This is a genomic window from Vibrio cholerae (assembly GCF_008369605.1).
Classification (GTDB): Bacteria; Pseudomonadota; Gammaproteobacteria; order Enterobacterales; family Vibrionaceae; genus Vibrio; species Vibrio cholerae.
Genome location: NZ_CP043554.1, coordinates 2430245 through 2448897, shown reverse-complemented (window position 1 = coordinate 2448897; position 18653 = coordinate 2430245). Strand labels below are relative to the sequence as shown.

Sequence of the window (18653 nt, the reverse complement as noted above, 5' to 3'; positions counted from 1 at the left end):
ATCTAAAGAGTAGAGAAGCGATTAGAGTAAATCATACTGCAATGCTTAAGCGAATTGGTTCGTACTCACAGAAAAAGTCGGGTACAAGCCAATTCGTAGCTAAGCAATATCAAGGCATTGTTAAAGCACTAAACACAGATTCTACCGGACATTGGTATCGTCCGACCGTCTCGGCTTTTCATACTAAAACAGGTCGTGATCATGCTCTTGGTTCTTCTCTGAACCAAGTTCCTAAGCAGTACTGGAAGTCTGTACTAAGCCCACCTAAAGGCAGTGTTTATGCCCTTTTAGATTACCAGCAACAAGAGCCCATGATTGCTGCTTATTTTGCGCAATGTCAGGTGCTCATGAATTGGTACCAAAAGGGGGATATATACAAGAATCTCGTTCAGTTAGTTGGCGGCCAATTTAGCCGTGACCAGTGTAAGCAACTTCTCATTGGTCGATTGTATGGAATCGGTTATCGGACACTCGCTGAAAAACTGGGTATTACCTTGAGTCGAGTCAGATCTCTGTCTAATGAGCTATCTCGCCTTATTTACCCAATTGACCGCTATCTCGCTAAATCTGCCGATGTTATTCGGCAACAAGGTTTCGCTCGTTCCTTAGATTGGAAATACACCATTTCGGATTTGGACGGGCAACTCTCGCTAGCTAATTGGAAGATTCAAGCAACTGGTGCCGACATTATGCGCCGAGCCTGCCTACGTCTTGATGATGCCAATATCCCACTTCTACTCACTAACCACGATTCGTTCTTGGTGAGGCTAGAACAAGCACAATTTCAAAACCAATTAGATGCGGCAACTCAGGCTCTCACCGACGCCGCCGCCGATGTTCTAAACGGTTTCCGTTTAAAAGTGGCAGTCGAAATGACGCTGCCATCCCAAGAAAAATAGTATTAAAGGAGATTTTTACAATGACAGAGAAAACAGCATTCGCAGAATTTTTAGAGCAGTTTACCCCTAGCGTAGTTAAGCAGGATGAGTCACGCTCACCATATTTGGTTGAGCATACTGGCGAGTCTAAGCAAGCTATCCCATTGGCGTCTGATAAGGGAGAGCAGATGCTTCGTAAGTTTGCTAAGCGAGTAGAGTTGAGATTAGTTGGAAAAATGGTTAAAGATGCATTAGATGAGGTAAAGGCTGTTGCTTGGGAACATGAACAACCGTTGATTAAGCCTCAGATACGCTATGGTATGACATCTAACTCAGAGACTATAACAATCGACCTATCCAATGGTCAGATTGTACAGCTTAGCGCTCAAGGTGTTGAAGTATTGGATACCATGCCAGCTTGTAATGAAGACCTCTACTTTCAGCGACCGAGCTTTCAGCTACCAATGGTTACGCCTAAGCTGCCATGTGATGACACCAAATCCGCCTTGGCCAAGTTGAGAAAGTTCATTAATACCGACACGAATACCTTCTTCTTGTTGGTCGCTTACATGACTTACTTAATGGCTCACCCTAAAGCGAAAGGCGTCCCTTACCCTATTTTGATGATTCAGGGTGAAAAAGGGGCGGGAAAAAGCTTCTTTTGTAATAACGTGCTTCGTGGTTTGTTAGATCCTAGTGCTATTTCTGCGATGGCCTTTCCTAAGCAAAGTGACTTTGTCTTGACCATTAATGGTATGTCGCTAGTTGTTATTGATAACCTTAGAAGCTTAACCAAGCGACAAAGTGATTTGCTTTGTACCGTTGCTACCAAGGGAACAATGACGAAGCGAACACTCTACAAAACAGCTGAAGTGACGATGCTAGAGCTACATAGCCCGCTGGTGCTAAATGGTATTCATGATTTTGTTAAAGAGTCTGACCTAGCTTCTCGTTGCCTCCGAGTCAACTTGGAGCCGATGAAAAAAGGCAATCGACGTCCTGAACAAGAACTGAAAGCTGAGCTAGAAGCATCGATGCCAGAGATATTCGGTGCCTTACTGACTCTCGCTTCCAAAGCGTTGGCTGTATTGCCTGATGTTGAGGTGATGCACGAAGCACGCATGATGGACTATGCCAAATGGATAGGAGCGCTAGAAAAAATCTGGAAACTTCCAGAGGGCAAGTTACAAAAAGTGTACGAGAAGAACGTTGAGTCATTAATGGCGTCGGGTATGGCAGATGATAGCCTAACTATTGCTTTTACAGCCTTGCTGAAAAAAGGCAATGGGAAGCCATGGAAAGGCAAACCTTCTGAGCTTCTGCGTAAGCTTCAAGAGTTTGAAGAAAATATGTATCTACCTAAAGGCGCAGCCGCACTATCAGCAAAGATTAAGGGGCAAGAATCAAGCTTGAATGCTAACGGCATTTACTTCGAGTTTGGTCGAGAAGCAGAGCGTTACATTATGGTTTCAGATAAACCTTTGATTTAATCAACACATCCGGCATTGGTGGCTTTGGTCATCGGTGTCGGATTTTTTTGTTTTAGTGCCGCCGTCGACGGTTGGTGATAGACGTCGACGACGACAATCGATAACTATCTTTGGATATGTGAGTTAGGTTTCTATCTCATTGAGTTTAGATCACGGTCTACACATGTTCCTTACAGTAGGCTATAGTGCGCTCGGCGTTGGTTCTAGTGTGACCTTCTTTGAATAGCTGATAGATGTTATGAAGCTTATTTGAAATTATGTGTAAACTTAGATAAACGTTCACGTGTTTTTGTTGGTGTTATGTTTGGGGTCAATCACGATGAGAATCAAAGATGCAGCACGGCTGTTTAGTAGCGGCTATTTGAAAGCTCTTGCGCAGGGAGATCGTGAATTTTTATACAACGTATATACGGGCCTAGAGCTGGAACAATCGTCAATTAAAACAGTTAGAGATCTATATGAGTCTGTTTATCAACAATTGAGTCGCTCATATAGGTATGAGTATTTTTATAAAAATACGATAGTTAATAAGCAGCTCTTGGGTAGGCATTCACCTCGTACAACAGTAATGCTTTCAGAGTTCAGAGTTGGACGAAATATAGCAGATTGCGTAATGCTAAATGGCGTATCAACTTGTTATGAGATAAAAACAGAATACGATTCGCTAGATAGATTAAGTGAACAGTTAAACTCTTACTCCAGTCTCTTTGATAAAGTTTATGTAGTCTGTGATGAGAAACACTTAGCGAAAGTTTTAGATGTTACTCCGATAGAAGTGGGTGTCATTCTACTCACTCACAAAAGTACGCTCTCAACTAAGAGAAAAGCCACTGACCTTTCTCAGCAAAGTGTCGATAAAGACTTACTTATAAAATCTCTTCGCATGGAAGAGTACAAGCGTCTAGTTGAATTGATTCAAGGAGATGTCCCAAAGGTAAGCAACATTAAGATGTTTTCAGAATGTTCTAAGATCATTTCGGAAACTCCTTCACCAATATTGAGAAAGAGTTTTAGAACTGTTTTAAAACATTTTCGACGAAATGATGCTGGCTTTCTCAATTTACTACCGAACTCCTTGAAAAACGCTGGGGTTAGCTATAGCTTATCCAACAAGATGCAGATTAAGCTCGTTGATGCGCTTGATGACAACTTGTGTAAGGATATTGAATGTACTACCCAGTTCTCAGGGGAAAACAGTTTGAGCTTATAGCTCTTAGAGAGTTAGCTACGGTGCTGAGTAACACAGAGTTCTGTCCGATTATTGAACCTGTGCGACAAAAGATGGACTCTTTAGGTAGAACGATTTCTCACCTTAACAAAGAAAATCTTGAACCAATAGTTGTAGTTAATCCGTACCTTGGTGACTTTTCAGACGCCAGTGGAAAAATTAGTATCGAAGAATCCTTAAGATCCACTATTGAGGGTTTGAGATTTACACCGTGCTTTTCTACTAAAGGGCTATCTAGTTCTGAACTTTCATCTTTAATATCTAGTACATCTACACCTTTTGCTGTGTTTGTCGAAGAAGGGTTAAATAAAGATATTGTCTCCCTTCTATCTGACGCATCTTTAGTCATTTCAAACAAGTATCATCGAGCCGCTTTTAAGTCCCTGCCACAGGTTGTTGTTGTTGAAGATAATTTTTCGCGAGCGACTAAAAATTCTGACTATCCTGATAAGTCATACTTTTCAGATCGACATACAGATTATAAAGAAGGTGAGAATGTAGTAGGTTTTGGCGACTACACCATTACAGGTAATGACTTTTTAGAGTCGGGTGGTCCAGCATATGTTGTTGCTATTCATTTGTCTTATATAGATCCAGATGAGTTTAATGCCATGTATGTCAGACACTTTAAGTCTTACGATGACAAATCTCCGACAAGGCCAGGTGATAAATTTGGTGATGCACTAGATAAATTAATTAATTTTACAAATGACAACCCTGATTTATTTAATGATACTATTGGGTTAGATGGATTTAGACGGCTTAAATCAGAAGACCATTTCCCAGGGTTAGGGCAAATTAAAAAACTATCAATTCAGCATCATATTGAAACGCTATCAAAATATAGAGAATAGTTATGTCATCTTGCTGTATTAATTGCTTTCATGATAATGAGTTAAAAAAATTCATTATCAGTAAGAATAAGCTAGGACGTTGCTCTTATTGTAACTCTAGAGATACTTCAATATGTGATTCCAACTTATTAGCGGAAAAGTTTGAGTTCTTGTTTATGGTTCTAGAAGAAGACTCAAATGGACAAGAAGCTAGTGAGGCAATAGATAGCCTGTTTTCACTCTTTAATGATCAGATTAGATGTAAGGAAACCCTTTTAGACGATATTCTTTCTGCAAATATCTCTGGAAAGAGGTTTTCAGTGAGAATATCTACTGATCACTATAAAGTTGGATGGGATCAATTGTGCAATGAGTTAAAGCATACGAATAGATTTTTTCTTAAGAATGAAATTTACGATAGTATTTTTAATCAAAAATTAGATGGAAGTTTGTCTAGGCTATTTACAATATTAGAACAGTTAGAACAAAAGGTGATACCTGAAGATGTTCTATATAGAGCTAGAATAAGCGATGAAAAACTAACGTCCAAAAATATGGGGGCTCCTAAACCACAATTAGCATCATCAGGAAGAGCTAATCCAAAAGGTATATCTTACTTATACCTTGCAGATAATATTGATACGTGCATTTCAGAGGTTCGACCATATAAAGGTGGGGATATTTATGTTTCTTCATTTAATCTTAAAAGTGAAATGACGTTAATAGACTTAACAGAACCAAGGCGAAAGTTTTCAATTGTACCGTTTTCAGATAGCGAGTATGATGAGGTCTTAGCTATTATAGAACTATTAGAGTCATTTTCATCTCAACTTTCTATTCCTATAAAACCTCACCTATCTGAATTAGATTATATTCCAACGCAGTTTCTTTGTGAGTATTTTAAATCTCTAGGTACTTATGATGGGATTATATTTAATAGCTCTTTTGGTAAAGGTAAGAATTACGTATTCTTTGATAGAGATAAGTTCAATATATCAGAACCGACAGTATATCAACTAGAAGATATAAAGTTCAGCTATTCTTAACTGTCTTTCCAACACAGTTTTCTACATTTTCTCGTCGGCGTCGTCGTACTAATCTCGGCCAACAATTCCCGTCGGCGACGTCAGTAAAATCATGCGGGTAATCGGGTGATGTGGTTTTGCTGGTGGATATGGGCGTTATTCGGGGCAGGGTTTCTATGTTGATTGCGCGGGAAGGTTGCTGCTGGCCTTCGCTCATAATCGCTTGGTCATGTGTTCAAGTCACATAGGGGCCACCAAATCCCGATAAGGCGTATGAAGAAATTCATGCGCCTTTATCTTTTCTAGTCCGGTCTATATCCGGTCCGCGATTACTTCCGGTAAGCTCTGGTCCTTCAGGTCAGCCGAAAGACTCCACGTAGTCACCACAGAGTCACATTATCTGTCTCAGAGTGATATCCACCATCAGAACCTTCTCTCGTCTGTACAGCACGAATCAGAGCAGATACATACCACTCAACACCAGAACCTAACCCCAGAAAAAATTCGCGCTGGAACCAACAAAAATATAACCAACATTCCGTTCCATTAGGTCCAGTTATTAATATAAATATAATTTAGATACCTGAATGGGGTTCTAGCTGAGATTACGCAGGAGACTCAGCACCGAAGATTAGGACAAGATGAATGTTGAATCATGATGACCGATTACCCTCAGTGGTAATCGGTCTGTCTTTCTCTAATGTCATTTCGGCCGATAATCATCGACACTCAACCACAGCACCAGAAACAGCAGCTAATCACTGGGCTGGTATTCATACTGGAACCAGAAAAATTAACAGCACACTGGGTTACAGCGCGGATCTGGTATGAGTTAGGGCTAAGAGTTGGGTTAGTCGAATAGGATGTGAATCTAGCTGGTTACTGTCGGGACTGTCACGGCTGTCAGAACCGTCGGCACTGTCATGACCGTCGCAACTGTCAGGACTACAGGGAAAATACATCTACTGCCGCCGCCGTCGGCAAACTGGACGGAAAACCTAAATAGGAAATTGACATTAGGGTTCGTGTCCAGCTCGGTATCTAGCCAAAATCACAGCTAAAGACCGGATAGAGACCGGACCGACGACGCCGTCGCGATAATTACAGAAACTACATCATGCAGGAAGTTAGGCAGGATAAGCCTTAGAAGAAGATTACAGGGCCAGTCTGGTGTGACCGACCCAGCGATCTAGGATTTTAGATTGGGGAGGTGTGAGGGTTACAGTTCTCCTATCTTTAGCTCCTCTGGCTTCACTATTATCAACTCATCAGCATCTAAACCTGGCTGAATAAATAGCTGGGGGGTATTTTCTTCATTTATACCTTCCATCATGACAAGGGCCTTAGCCTGATTAAATGCCTTGTTTAAAGAAAGGCCAAATCCTATTGCAGAATAAAATTGCGAGGCGAAAACTCTAGCAGCTTCATCACCTATACTATTATTCATACCGATGGCTGCCTCAACGTGCTGAACAACGGCTTCAGCTTGATTAAATGAAAAACATGTGTTGAAAAATACCAGTCGCAAATCAGAGCTCGAAGCCATCATCGTTTGTACGATAGCTTCTTTACTAACAAATTTTGCATTGCCCAGAGAGTCTTGAAATACAATTTCGTCCGTATCAGAACCGTGACCACTAAAGTGAACGATTGTAGGTTTTAGCTCATTGATCGCTTGAAGAACATCCATCGGCTGGACTGCCCAACGAGTCTCGAATACAACTGAGTCTCGATGTTTAGCTTTTCTAAACATTTCCGTAATTGCTCTGGCTTCTTCATCCAATCTAAGCTGCCCAGCATCTTTAGGATTTGCAGCTAAGAATAAGACAACCACCTTTTCAGGAAGCTGTTTCAATCTCTCCAAATCTGACCTTATTTCTCTATGGGTGTTCTCATGACGGGTTAGTGTGCTACCTATACGTTTCAAGCTCGCTTCTTGTTGCTTTCGGATGCGCTCAGACTCTTGAGTCTGTTTCTTAAGAACCTTCTCTTCTTCTTTAGAAACTTTGCTTTGTTCATTTATTAGCTCTTTATTTTTAGCTGACAACTTAGTCTCCAGAGTTGCAATTTTCTTTTCAGTATTCGCTAAATCTTTCTGTAGCCTTTCTATTTCCCGTAATTTGGTTTTTATCGTGCTTTCAGATTTGGTTCTACCTATGGCTTGTTGAGCTGAATTAATTTTTATACTGATGTCTGCTATTTTCTTCTGCTCTTTGGATTTATCTTGTTGTAAGCGAGCAATCTCATTTTGTTTGCGTACCACATTTCTTCTATATGTATCTAACATTACCTTTCCTCTCGATAGCTTCCATGCCCCATCAAACCGAATAGTCGCTAAGGACAGACATATATTAAATCCATGATACTGATAATTATGGAGTTTAATATGATCAAGGTTGCATCTTTAGAAACACTATCAACCCTACCAATCACCACAACCCTACAAGAACAAGTCAAATTCATCCTCATCGAACCATTTCACGATGAAGCAGAAACCCAACAGACATGGGATGAGCTGCAATGTGAGCTCTGGTTCCTCACATCAATTTCCGAGCTCTCTGCCGTCGTCGTCGACGATATTGAAATGCTAAAACGAGCATTGACCTATACCGAATTCGAAGACGATCTAGACTACGGTGCTGTACTTACCCTGAGCATTGTCGAGGACTCTGGTAAGGGTATCTACATGCTGATGCCTAAGACACTGCTCACCGAATTACGCCAATACTTCTCCATCGAGAATGACTAAGGAGGCAGTGATGCAATCCCGAAAATTCAAATTCAATAAGCGCCAACTCGACTCACTACCACCGATGCCGCCGTCGAGCAAAAGTAAGGAAACGGAATATACAGACGAGTTATGTTCTGGTCTCAAGATGATCGTCAACCGCCAAGGCAGGAAGCGTTTCTTGTTCAGGTACACACTCCACGGAACCAAGAAATCTATCCAGCTAGGCGAATATCCAGCATTAGATATCAACACTGCTCGTCAGATAGCGAATGACCATAAACGGGAAATTGCTCTAGGTAATGACCCCAAGGCTATTCGAGACGAAAAGCGCAACGTTCTTACGTTCCAAGAGTTCTCAGAGCTGCATTACTTGCCGTATGCAATGATGAACAAGCTCACCGCCAAAAGTGATGCGGGTAGTCTAAAGCTCCATTTCTATCCGAAGTGGGGTAAGAAACCTCTCACTGATATCGGTCAGCAGGACATTCAGAAATTGTTGGACGGATTACTAGAAGGTAGGAAACCTGCAACGGTGAACCGTCTACGTTCGCTAGTGCTTCGTATGTTTAGACTCGCAATGGAATGGGGTTATGTCGACTCTAATCCCGGTCAATACATCAGGAAGTTGAAGGAAAACAATGTAAGACAGCGATTCCTGTCACGGGCCGAGGTTTCATCCTTCATCAAGGCATGTAATGAAGAGCCGAATCGCACCCAATCTAATGCGTTGAAATTCGCTCTGCTTACTGGGATGCGAATCGGGGAAATTACCAGTTCGAAATGGGAGTGTCTTACCGTCGACGACGACGGCAATTGGAGCCTATTTCTACCACACACTAAGTCGGGACTGTCGAGAACGGTCCTGCTCAACCATTTAGCTAAGGAAGTCATCCATGATCAACGACGATTTCAACAACCGAAGAACCCCTATATCTTTGCCGGAGATGCACCCGGTAGACCTATCGCTCATCCGAAGAAGGCTTTTGCTCGAATCAAGAAAGCTGCCGGGATTACAGACAACTTCCGAATTCATGATTTGAGGCACAGCTTTGCTTCAATTTTAATCAATAGTGGTAATGCCACGCTCTATGATGTTCAGCATTTGTTGGGACATCAGTCGCCACAGACCAGTACAAGATATGCTCACTTAGCTTCGAGTAGGTTGAGGGAGGTTAGTGCTAATGTGGCTGAGTTGGTGGATAACGTGAGTAATTTATAGCAAGAAGTATAGGGTAACCTGTTGAATCGGTTGCCCTATGTAATCTTTGTTTCACTTAATCAGGTGTCAGCGTGTAAATCTGACGCGGGTCAAATAATAAGCAAAAATATGAAACCTTGTATTGAAAATAAGATTTACTGTGAAAATATACAGTGAAATCACATTAAACTGGAACTATCCATATGGCAAAGAAAAGATGGGCGCATGCGACTATCAGTGATCAATACATTCTTCAAGAGGGGGAAAAACGGAAGAGACTCTTTTTTATTTGGGAGGTGTTGAAATTGCGGCGCATTCATGAAGAAAATAAACATAAAAGAAATCCAGATACACATACTGAGTTCGATTATGAGGGTCTCACCTTTTGGAGTACTCAGAAGGGTGATCACAACAAGAAGCCTTTGACTCCTGATATTCGTGGATACTTTAGGTATAAATCTGGAGATGCTCCTGCCGATTCAAATCAGGGGGGGGATGGAGAGAGCATTACTCATCAGTTGGCGATTTTGGCTTTATCTCAATTGGATAAAATACCATTTTTAATAAATGACCGTGAGTTGATTCTTGACTTCATGGACTTCGATTTAGATGGTGAAGACACCAGGATTCAGATTGGTGGAGGGAAATATTTTTATCCCGACCTTATTGGCTACTTAGTTCCTGGATCAACTAACTATAAGAAATGGGGAGGTAAAGTCTTAATTGAGGTTAAGGTATCCCACGGATGTGAACCTGCCAAAGTTAATATACTCAAAGAGCACAACTTCGCCATCCTAGAAGTATATATAACCCCAAATTTTCGCTTTCCTCCAGAAGTCAAAGGATATGACTTTGATGCTGAAGATATGGAGATATATTTCAATAGATTAGTTGATAGGTTTAGCCAAGAGACGTTTGCTACTTTACTAAGTGATCCTATGGTTACAGATTACGCTGATAATTGTATGAAAAACATCATCATGGATAAGCAGTCTGTAGAGGAGCGATTAAAAAGTGTTAGCGGTGATCTTGAGCAAACTAAAAGGCAGCTAACAATAGTGAAGAACGAACTACAAGCTTTTAATAATCAACAAGAACAGAAAGTCATAGCTTTAAATCATGCTCTAATGGTAGAGAAAGAAAAAACAATATCTGCGCTGAACGATGTTGATAAATACAAAACACGACTAAAAAATGTTTTGCTTTCAAGCTTATTTTTGGGCACCGCAATTAGCGGATTACTTTTGATGCCAGTGCTTCTTAGGGAGGAGGCGATAACATTAGTAAACTGGTATTTTCATCTAGTAAGTTAATTTTATTCTTTCCTCAATCTAACTCCACCCAACAACCCCAATCTAAAATCCTAGATCGCTGGGTCGGTCACACCAGACTGGCCCTGTAATCTTCTTCTAAGGCTTATCCTGCCTAACTTCCTGCATGATGTAGTTTCTGTAATTATCGCGACGGCGTCGTCGGTCCGGTCTCTATCCGGTCTTTAGCTGTGATTTTGGCTAGATACCGAGCTGGACACGAACCCTAATGTCAATTTCCTATTTAGGTTTTCCGTCCAGTTTGCCGACGGCGGCGGCAGTAGATGTATTTTCCCTGTAGTCCTGACAGTTGCGACGGTCATGACAGTGCCGACGGTTCTGACAGCCGTGACAGTCCCGACAGTAACCAGCTAGATTCACATCCTATTCGACTAACCCAACTCTTAGCCCTAACTCATACCAGATCCGCGCTGTAACCCAGTGTGCTGTTAATTTTTCTGGTTCCAGTATGAATACCAGCCCAGTGATTAGCTGCTGTTTCTGGTGCTGTGGTTGAGTGTCGATGATTATCGGCCGAAATGACATTAGAGAAAGACAGACCGATTACCACTGAGGGTAATCGGTCATCATGATTCAACATTCATCTTGTCCTAATCTTCGGTGCTGAGTCTCCTGCGTAATCTCAGCTAGAACCCCATTCAGGTATCTAAATTATATTTATATTAATAACTGGACCTAATGGAACGGAATGTTGGTTATATTTTTGTTGGTTCCAGCGCGAATTTTTTCTGGGGTTAGGTTCTGGTGTTGAGTGGTATGTATCTGCTCTGATTCGTGCTGTACAGACGAGAGAAGGTTCTGATGGTGGATATCACTCTGAGACAGATAATGTGACTCTGTGGTGACTACGTGGAGTCTTTCGGCTGACCTGAAGGACCAGAGCTTACCGGAAGTAATCGCGGACCGGATATAGACCGGACTAGAAAAGATAAAGGCGCATGAATTTCTTCATACGCCTTATCGGGATTTGGTGGCCCCTATGTGACTTGAACACATGACCAAGCGATTATGAGTCGCCTGCTCTAACCACTGAGCTAAGGGGCCAAATTAGGTGTCAGATTATATTGGAAGGGGTTAGGTGTGTCTAGCCAAAGCGGGTTGAATAGTGCTTACAATTTATTCACTTAGCTTGTATAAAAAAGAAAAGGTGAGCTCAGCTCACCTTTTTCAGTTCATAACCAACTTGAATTATTCATCCAAGAAGCTGCGCAGAACTTCTGAGCGGCTTGGATGACGCAGTTTACGCAGTGCTTTTGCTTCAATCTGACGAATACGTTCACGAGTTACATCAAACTGCTTGCCCACTTCTTCCAGAGTATGGTCGGTATTCATATCGATACCGAAACGCATACGTAGCACTTTCGCTTCACGAGGTGTTAGGCCTGCTAATACATCGCGAGTGGCAGCTTTAAGGCTGGTTGCGGTCGCAGAATCTAGTGGCAGCTCGAGGGTGGTATCCTCGATAAAATCGCCCAGATGCGAATCTTCATCATCACCAATCGGTGTTTCCATGGAGATGGGTTCTTTGGCAATTTTCAGCACTTTGCGGATTTTGTCTTCTGGCATTTGCATGCGTTCTGCCAATTCTTCAGGCAGTGGCTCACGACCCATCTCTTGCAGCATTTGGCGCGAAATTCGATTCAGTTTATTGATCGTCTCGATCATGTGTACTGGAATACGAATCGTACGTGCTTGGTCAGCAATAGAACGAGTGATTGCCTGACGGATCCACCAAGTCGCATAAGTTGAGAATTTATAACCACGACGGTATTCAAATTTATCGACGGCTTTCATCAAACCGATGTTACCTTCTTGGATCAGATCCAAGAATTGCAGACCACGGTTGGTGTATTTCTTAGCAATCGAAATTACCAGACGTAAGTTTGCTTCAACCATCTCTTTCTTCGCACGGCGAGCTTTCGCCTCACCGATTGACATACGACGGCTGATGTCTTTGATGCGTTCAACAGACAGTGATGTCTCTTGCTCGATCATTTGTAGTTTCTGAATTGAACGGCGGATCTCTTCTTCTTGCTCACGGACTTTCGCTACGTAAGGCTTGTCAGAAGCAAGGACTTTATCCAGCCACTCTTCATTCGATTCATTGCCTGTAAATAGGGCGATGAACGATTTCTTCGGCATCTTCGCGACTTCAACTACCGCTTTCATCACCAAACGTTCTTGGGTGCGAACACGATCCATTGAAGTGCGCAGAGTTTCAACCAAGTGGTCGAATTGCTTTGGTGTTAGGCGGAATTCACGGAAGATATCCAGCACTAAGTCTGACGCTTCAGAAGCTTGATGACTGTCACGACCAAATTCATTAACCGCTAATTGCAGGTTTTGGAACTTACCGCGCAGTTCATTGAATTTCTCACGAGCCAGTTCAGGGTCGATACCGACTTCTTCTTCGCTGTCGCTGCTTTCACCGTCGCCATCTTCGTCTTCATCTTCGTCTTCATCTTCGACGACAGCATCATCTTCATCCGCGAGATCCGCTTCAGAAAGCTCAGAACCGATGTGAGTCGCGGTTGGCGCTTCGGTTTCCATGTCGTTAGGGTCAACGAAACCTGAAATCAGGTCAGTGAGACGTAGCTCTTCGGCCTGAACACGATCAAACTGCTCAAGAATATAAGGGATGGTTCCAGGATACTCAGCAATCGCACTTTGAACTTGGTTAATACCATCTTCAATGCGCTTGGCAATATCGATTTCACCTTCACGTGTCAAAAGCTCAACCGTACCCATTTCACGCATATACATACGTACTGGATCGGTGGTGCGGCCAATCTCACTCTCTACGCTAGAAAGTGCCGCGGCGGCTGCTTCAGCAGCATCTTCGTCAGTGATGGTAGTATCATCGCTGAGGGCAAGATCATCGGCATCAGGTGCGGTTTCCACCACCTTAATGCCCATGTCATTAATCATCTGAATAATATCTTCCACCTGCTCTGAATCAACGATTTCAGCAGGCAAGTGGTCATTTACTTCGGCGTAGGTCAGATAGCCCTGTTCCTTGCCGCGAAGGACAAGTTGTTTAAGCTGTGACTGCGGATTTTGATCCATAGACGGTATCCAACTTCGTATCTGGTGAAGGAATAAGTATGCGCAATGCAAACCACGTATACTAACAAATTTATTCTTTGCTGACTATCTCAACAGAGTTACGCTTTCAAGCCTTTTAAGATCAAGTCTTGTAGCTCTCTTTTCTCTTCGGTTGATAAACCGACACTTCGCTCTTTGGCCTGCAAATTTTCAATTTGTTTTTCTACGCACTGGGCAAGAATTTTGTCCAATGAGTCTAAAAATAGTTCTTCTTGATTGTCTTCGACAAGGGGAATTTCCCAACTTGCCAGACGAGACAGAAGTGTCTCATTTTTTGAGTCTCGCCAATGTTCGAGTAATTGACCCGTAGTGATATGGGGATATTGACGACATTTCTCAAGTACTTCACTGAAGGTATCGAGACCGGGGATCATCAAATGACGCACGCTCGCTAGGTCTGGTACCAATTCAGCATAGCTCGGATTTTGTATCAAGAGCGCGATAACATCACGCATTGGGGTCCGTTTTATTGCTTTATGTGGTGCGGGTCGATTTTCTGTCTTACGTGCTTTTTTACGGCGCAGTTGGTGATCAAAACCCGTCCGTTCATCGAGTAATTTCTCTAGGACCTCTTGTAAAAATGGATCCGGAATTTTGTCGATAAGTGGTGTTGCAACGGCGCGCAGTGCCGATTTACCTTCATGGCTACCCAAGTTAATTTGGTGCAGTTCAATCAAGTTCTCAAATAAGTACTGCGACAGTGGTGTGGCATTGGCAACCTGTTGTTCAAAATCGGCTTTGCCGTATTTACGCACGTAGCTATCGGGATCTTCACCGTCCGGCAGAAACAGAAACTTTAAGATATTGCCGCTTTTGAGGTAGCTGAGTGCATTTTCTAATGCGCGCCATGCGGCATCTCGCCCTGCTCGGTCACCGTCATAACAACAGATGACATGGTTAGTTTGGCGAAACAGTAGTTGTAAGTGATCGCCCGTGGTTGAGGTGCCCAGAGAGGCTACAGAGTAATCGACACCATATTGAGCAAGCGCAACAACATCCATATAGCCTTCCACGACTAAAATTTGTGGTGGCTCTCGATAGGCTTGTAGGACTTCATATAATCCGTACAGCTCTTTGCCTTTATGGAAAATCGGGGTTTCAGGCGAGTTCAGGTATTTCGGTGTGCCTTGCTCTGTAATACGGCCACCAAACCCAATGACTCGACCACGACGATCGCGAATTGGAAACATGACTCGTCCGCGAAAGCGGTCATACCGGCGGCCGTTATCGTTTTCAATCAGCATACCAGCGGTAACGAGCATGTCTTCGCTGTTTCGTTGTTGGCCAAAGTTGCGACGTACAAGATCCCATTCATCAGCCACGTAACCGATACCAAACTTTTGGACTATTTCACCGGATAACCCGCGATTTTTTAAATACTCGATCGCGTGCTTGTTGGCAGGAACTTTAAGCTGCTGACGATAAAACTGGGCGATGCTGCCCATCAAGTCATACAGGCTGCGCTTATCTTCACTTTTGACGGCTGGCGTATTTTTCGCAAAGGGGCTGGAAGGCGTTCTTTCTTCACGCTGAACTTCAAGGCCTATGGTCGACGCCAGCTCTTCAATGGCCTCAGGAAACTCCATGCGTTCATATTCCATGACGAAATCGATGGCATTGCCATGAGCACCACAGCCGAAGCAGTGATAGAACTGTTTTTCCTGACTGACACTGAATGAAGGGGTTTTTTTCGTTATGGAAAGGGCAGCAGGCGCTGTAGTTTTTGCCTTTCTTCTTCAGTTTTACGCGTGCGTCAATAACGTCGACAATATCGAGTCGAGCAAGGAGGTCATCAATAAAACTGCGGGGGATGTGTCCTGCCATAAATCTTTGCATGCACCGAAAGATAGGGTCAAATACAAACAAGCCGTGCTTTCCAAAGGATTGCACGGCTTGCTGTAATTGGGTTGGGATTAAGCCAGTTTAGCGCGGACCAAACCGCTCACTTTACCCATGTCTGCACGCCCTTGAATATGCGGTTTAAGTACAGCCATCACCTTACCCATGTCTTGCATGCCTGCGGCGGCTGATTCAGTGATTGCGCTGTCAATCAGGGCCTTCACTTCATCATCGCTCAGAGGTTGAGGCATAAACTCCTCAAGTACGGTGATCTCTGCTTTTTCCGCATCAGCCAAGTCTTGACGACCTGCTGCTTCGTATTGGCTTACAGAGTCGCGACGCTGTTTCACCATCTTGGTCAGCACTGCAACAATGTCGTCATCGCTCAGAGTGATCTGCTCATCGACTTCACGTTGTTTAATAGCGGCCAACACTAAACGGATAGCGCCAAGGCGTGGTTTATCCTTGGCTTTCATCGCTAGTTTTTGCTCTTCTTTGAGATTCTCAATCAGAGCCATAACAAATTCCTTAGTTTAGGAAGCTGTTATTAGTACAGACGAACGCGACGTGCGTTTTCGCGAGCTAGCTTCTTAGCGTGACGCTTTTGAGCAGCTGCTTTAGCGCGTTTGCGAACGGTAGTTGGCTTTTCGTAGTGCTCACGACGGCGCACTTCAGAAAGGATACCTGCTTTTTCGCAAGAGCGTTTGAAACGACGCAGAGCTACGTCGAACGGTTCGTTTTCACGTACTTTAACTACTGGCATATGCCTTTCACCTCGGGGGTTAATTCGTTAATGCTGATATTTTGATGACCAGAGCAGCAAGAACCCTTGTGCGCCAAGTCGATAACCAGCCAGATCAAAATGGTGCGGAATTTTAATCCGATCGTCCTTCCTTTGTAAAGCACTTTGTCGCTTACATTCTGGACAAGGTTTGTTTGTCGCGCCAAGGCGAGGTAACATGACGCCATATTTGATTTTAGATGGCAGCGTGCTGAGAAAACTATGCGCATTATTGGTATTGAAACCTCTTGTGACGAAACGGGTATCGCGATTTACGATGACGAAAAAGGACTGCTGTCTCATAAGCTTTACAGTCAGGTAAAACTGCATGCCGATTATGGTGGTGTGGTGCCTGAGCTGGCTTCGCGTGATCATGTAAAAAAAACCATCCCACTCATCAAAGCGGCGATGGCAGAGGCAAACGTGACGCCGCAAGATTTAGACGGTGTGGCTTTTACCGCAGGCCCCGGTTTGGTTGGGGCGCTCTTAGTTGGCGCTACGATTGGGCGCAGTTTAGCGTACGCTTGGAATGTGCCAGCGGTGCCGGTTCATCACATGGAAGGGCATCTTCTTGCTCCGATGCTGGAAGAGAATCCGCCGCCGTTTCCGTTTGTCGCTTTGCTGGTATCGGGTGGTCACACCATGCTGGTGGAAGTGAAAAACATTGGTGAATACCGCATTTTAGGTGAGTCTATCGATGATGCGGCTGGCGAAGCCTTTGATAAAACCGCCAAATTGATGGGATTGGATTATCCAGGTGGCCCGTTATTGGCCAAGCTGGCGGAAAAAGGGACTCCGGGACGCTTTAAATTTCCCCGTCCTATGACGGACAGACCGGGGCTCGATATGAGCTTTTCTGGTTTAAAAACTTTTACTGCCAATACCATTGCTGCCAATGGCGACGATGAACAGACCCGTGCGGATATTGCTTACGCCTTCCAAGAGGCCGTGTGTGACACTTTAGTCATTAAATGTAAACGCGCATTGGAAGAGACGGGACTTAAGCGTGTGGTGATTGCGGGTGGTGTGAGTGCCAACAAGCAGTTGCGTGCTGATTTGGAAAAACTCGCGAAAAAAATCGGTGGCGAAGTGTATTACCCACGTACTGAATTTTGTACCGATAACGGAGCGATGATCGCTTATGCGGGCATGCAACGTTTGAAAAATGGTGATGTGTGTGAACTTGGCTTGCAAGCTCGCCCGCGTTGGCCGATTGATCAGTTAACGTCAATTCAGAAATAAGTACTACGAAATAGTATTGAAACGGTCGCGCTAGTGGCCGTTTTTTCTAAACAAAAGAATGAATTAGATAATGCTGAATTTCTGCTCAGAGTTGTCTGCTTTGCATCTCATGTTACAGTCAGCGTCTACTTTATTGATGGATAAATAACTAAAATGAATTCGATGCTGATTGATGGCCAAAAAATGGCTTACCTTGATGTCGGGGAAGGCGAAGTGTTGCTCTTTGGGCACAGCTATTTGTGGGATCACCAAATGTGGGCTCCGCAAGTGGCGGCGTTAAGTCAACGCTATCGTTGTATTGTTCCAGATTTTTGGGCGCATGGCGCTTCAGAGGCAGCCCCCGCTGCGATGAGCAATCTCAAAGATTACGCTCAACATATGTTGGCGCTGATGGATCATCTGCATATTGAGCATTTCTCTGTGATTGGCTTGTCGGTGGGGGGAATGTGGGGCGCCGAGCTAGCCTTACTTGCGCCAAAGCGAGTTCAATCTTTGGTTATGATGGATACTTTCGTGGGTCTTGAACCGGAAGTGACCCACAAAAAATACTTCGCCATGTTAGATACCATTGCTCAGCTACAAGCGGTGCCCGCTCCGATTGTGGAGGCGGTTGTTCCTATGTTTTTTGCATCTAACACATTGAAAAACGAGTTGCCTGTTGTGGCGCAATTTCGCTTGGCTCTGCAAGGTTTGAGCGGCGAGCGTGCTGTTGAAGTGGCGCGTTTAGGGCGCATGATTTTCGGGCGTCGTGATTTGATGGATGAGATCGAACACTTAACTCTGCCTGTACTCATCATGGTCGGCAGTGAAGATACTCCTCGCCCAGCGTTAGAGTCTTACCTGATGCAAGATACGATTCGAGGCAGTCAACTTGAAGTGATTGAAGGGGCGGGACATATCAGTAGTTTGGAGCAGGCAGAATCGGTGACACACCACCTGCAAACGTTCTTAGCAACCGTATATTGATTTTTC

General features: G+C 43.7%; 17 protein-coding genes, 1 tRNA gene and 1 pseudogene. 12 read left to right on the top strand and 7 right to left on the bottom strand.

Translation table 11 applies throughout. From position 1 onward, the window contains the following. Positions 1–41: 41 nt before the first annotated feature. From F0316_RS11365 to F0316_RS11335, 6 genes are all read left to right on the top strand, one after another. A complete protein-coding gene (locus F0316_RS11365; protein WP_149560488.1) occupies positions 42–899 on the top strand; it encodes a DNA polymerase in 858 nt (285 codons plus the stop codon). A 20-nt stretch (positions 900–919) separates the two neighbouring features. Then, positions 920–2368, top strand: coding sequence for an ATP-binding protein (locus F0316_RS11360; RefSeq protein WP_149560487.1), 1449 nt, complete (start codon positions 920–922; stop codon positions 2366–2368). Between the two features lie 319 nt (positions 2369–2687). Then, a complete protein-coding gene (locus tag F0316_RS11355) occupies positions 2688–3578 on the top strand; it encodes a sce7726 family protein (RefSeq protein WP_070382319.1) in 891 nt (296 codons plus the stop codon). After that, positions 3536–4450, top strand: coding sequence for a sce7725 family protein (locus F0316_RS11350; protein ID WP_070382318.1), 915 nt, complete (start codon positions 3536–3538; stop codon positions 4448–4450). Before F0316_RS11355 ends, F0316_RS11350 begins: the two co-directional genes overlap by 43 nt. Before the next feature lie 155 nt (positions 4451–4605). Then, a complete protein-coding gene (locus F0316_RS11345) occupies positions 4606–5475 on the top strand; it encodes an RES family NAD+ phosphorylase (protein ID WP_231111636.1) in 870 nt (289 codons plus the stop codon). A 624-nt stretch (positions 5476–6099) separates the two neighbouring features. Beyond that, complete coding sequence (locus tag F0316_RS11335; RefSeq protein ID WP_149560483.1) at positions 6100–6285, top strand: hypothetical protein; 186 nt, start codon at positions 6100–6102, stop codon at positions 6283–6285. Positions 6286–6673: 388 nt separating this feature from the next. Here F0316_RS11335 and F0316_RS11330 read toward each other — a convergent pair whose 3' ends face one another. Then, the gene (locus F0316_RS11330; protein ID WP_149560486.1) at positions 6674–7741 is read right to left on the bottom strand and encodes a CHAT domain-containing protein; all 1068 of its coding nucleotides are present in this window, start codon (positions 7739–7741) and stop codon (positions 6674–6676) included. A 99-nt stretch (positions 7742–7840) separates the two neighbouring features. Here F0316_RS11330 and F0316_RS11325 point away from each other — a divergent pair, with 99 nt between their 5' ends. From F0316_RS11325 to F0316_RS11315, 3 genes are all read left to right on the top strand, one after another. Continuing rightward, on the top strand, positions 7841–8203 hold the full coding sequence (locus F0316_RS11325; RefSeq protein ID WP_172626021.1) for a hypothetical protein: 363 nt from the start codon (positions 7841–7843) through the stop codon (positions 8201–8203). Between the two features lie 10 nt (positions 8204–8213). Then, positions 8214–9404, top strand: coding sequence for a site-specific integrase (locus tag F0316_RS11320; protein ID WP_172626020.1), 1191 nt, complete (start codon positions 8214–8216; stop codon positions 9402–9404). Positions 9405–9586: 182 nt separating this feature from the next. Beyond that, positions 9587–10696, top strand: coding sequence for a hypothetical protein (locus F0316_RS11315; RefSeq protein WP_053037135.1), 1110 nt, complete (start codon positions 9587–9589; stop codon positions 10694–10696). Between the two features lie 412 nt (positions 10697–11108). Here F0316_RS11315 and F0316_RS11310 read toward each other — a convergent pair whose 3' ends face one another. The 4 genes and pseudogenes from F0316_RS11310 to dnaG all read right to left on the bottom strand — a co-directional run bounded on the left by F0316_RS11310 (position 11109) and on the right by dnaG (position 15589). Then, positions 11109–11294: a hypothetical protein gene (locus tag F0316_RS11310; protein ID WP_149560483.1), complete on the bottom strand. Its 186-nt coding sequence runs from the start codon at positions 11292–11294 to the stop codon at positions 11109–11111. 388 nt (positions 11295–11682) lie between these two features. Next, positions 11683–11758: transfer RNA gene (locus tag F0316_RS11305), tRNA-Ile, on the bottom strand. Positions 11759–11902: 144 nt separating this feature from the next. Next, positions 11903–13780 (bottom strand): RNA polymerase sigma factor RpoD, encoded by a 1878-nt coding sequence (gene rpoD / locus F0316_RS11300; RefSeq protein ID WP_000372618.1) that lies wholly within the window; start codon positions 13778–13780, stop codon positions 11903–11905. A gap of 98 nt (positions 13781–13878) precedes the next feature. After that, positions 13879–15589: pseudogene (gene dnaG, locus F0316_RS11295) on the bottom strand (DNA primase). Between dnaG and F0316_RS20005 the strand changes: the two are divergent. Beyond that, complete coding sequence (locus tag F0316_RS20005) at positions 15515–15721, top strand: hypothetical protein (RefSeq protein WP_228006396.1); 207 nt, start codon at positions 15515–15517, stop codon at positions 15719–15721. The pseudogene dnaG and the gene F0316_RS20005 overlap by 75 nt on opposite strands. A gap of 11 nt (positions 15722–15732) precedes the next feature. On the opposite strand, the gene F0316_RS11290 is transcribed toward F0316_RS20005, so the two are convergent. Next, positions 15733–16176 (bottom strand): GatB/YqeY domain-containing protein, encoded by a 444-nt coding sequence (locus tag F0316_RS11290; protein WP_001173892.1) that lies wholly within the window; start codon positions 16174–16176, stop codon positions 15733–15735. A 29-nt stretch (positions 16177–16205) separates the two neighbouring features. Next, on the bottom strand, positions 16206–16421 hold the full coding sequence (gene rpsU, locus F0316_RS11285; RefSeq protein ID WP_001145625.1) for a 30S ribosomal protein S21: 216 nt from the start codon (positions 16419–16421) through the stop codon (positions 16206–16208). A gap of 240 nt (positions 16422–16661) precedes the next feature. Here rpsU and tsaD point away from each other — a divergent pair, with 240 nt between their 5' ends. Together tsaD and F0316_RS11275 are read left to right on the top strand one after the other, a co-directional pair. Continuing rightward, positions 16662–17681: a tRNA (adenosine(37)-N6)-threonylcarbamoyltransferase complex transferase subunit TsaD gene (gene tsaD, locus F0316_RS11280; protein ID WP_001220126.1), complete on the top strand. Its 1020-nt coding sequence runs from the start codon at positions 16662–16664 to the stop codon at positions 17679–17681. Positions 17682–17834: 153 nt separating this feature from the next. Continuing rightward, positions 17835–18647: an alpha/beta fold hydrolase gene (locus F0316_RS11275; RefSeq protein ID WP_114725749.1), complete on the top strand. Its 813-nt coding sequence runs from the start codon at positions 17835–17837 to the stop codon at positions 18645–18647. Positions 18648–18653: the final 6 nt, after the last annotated feature.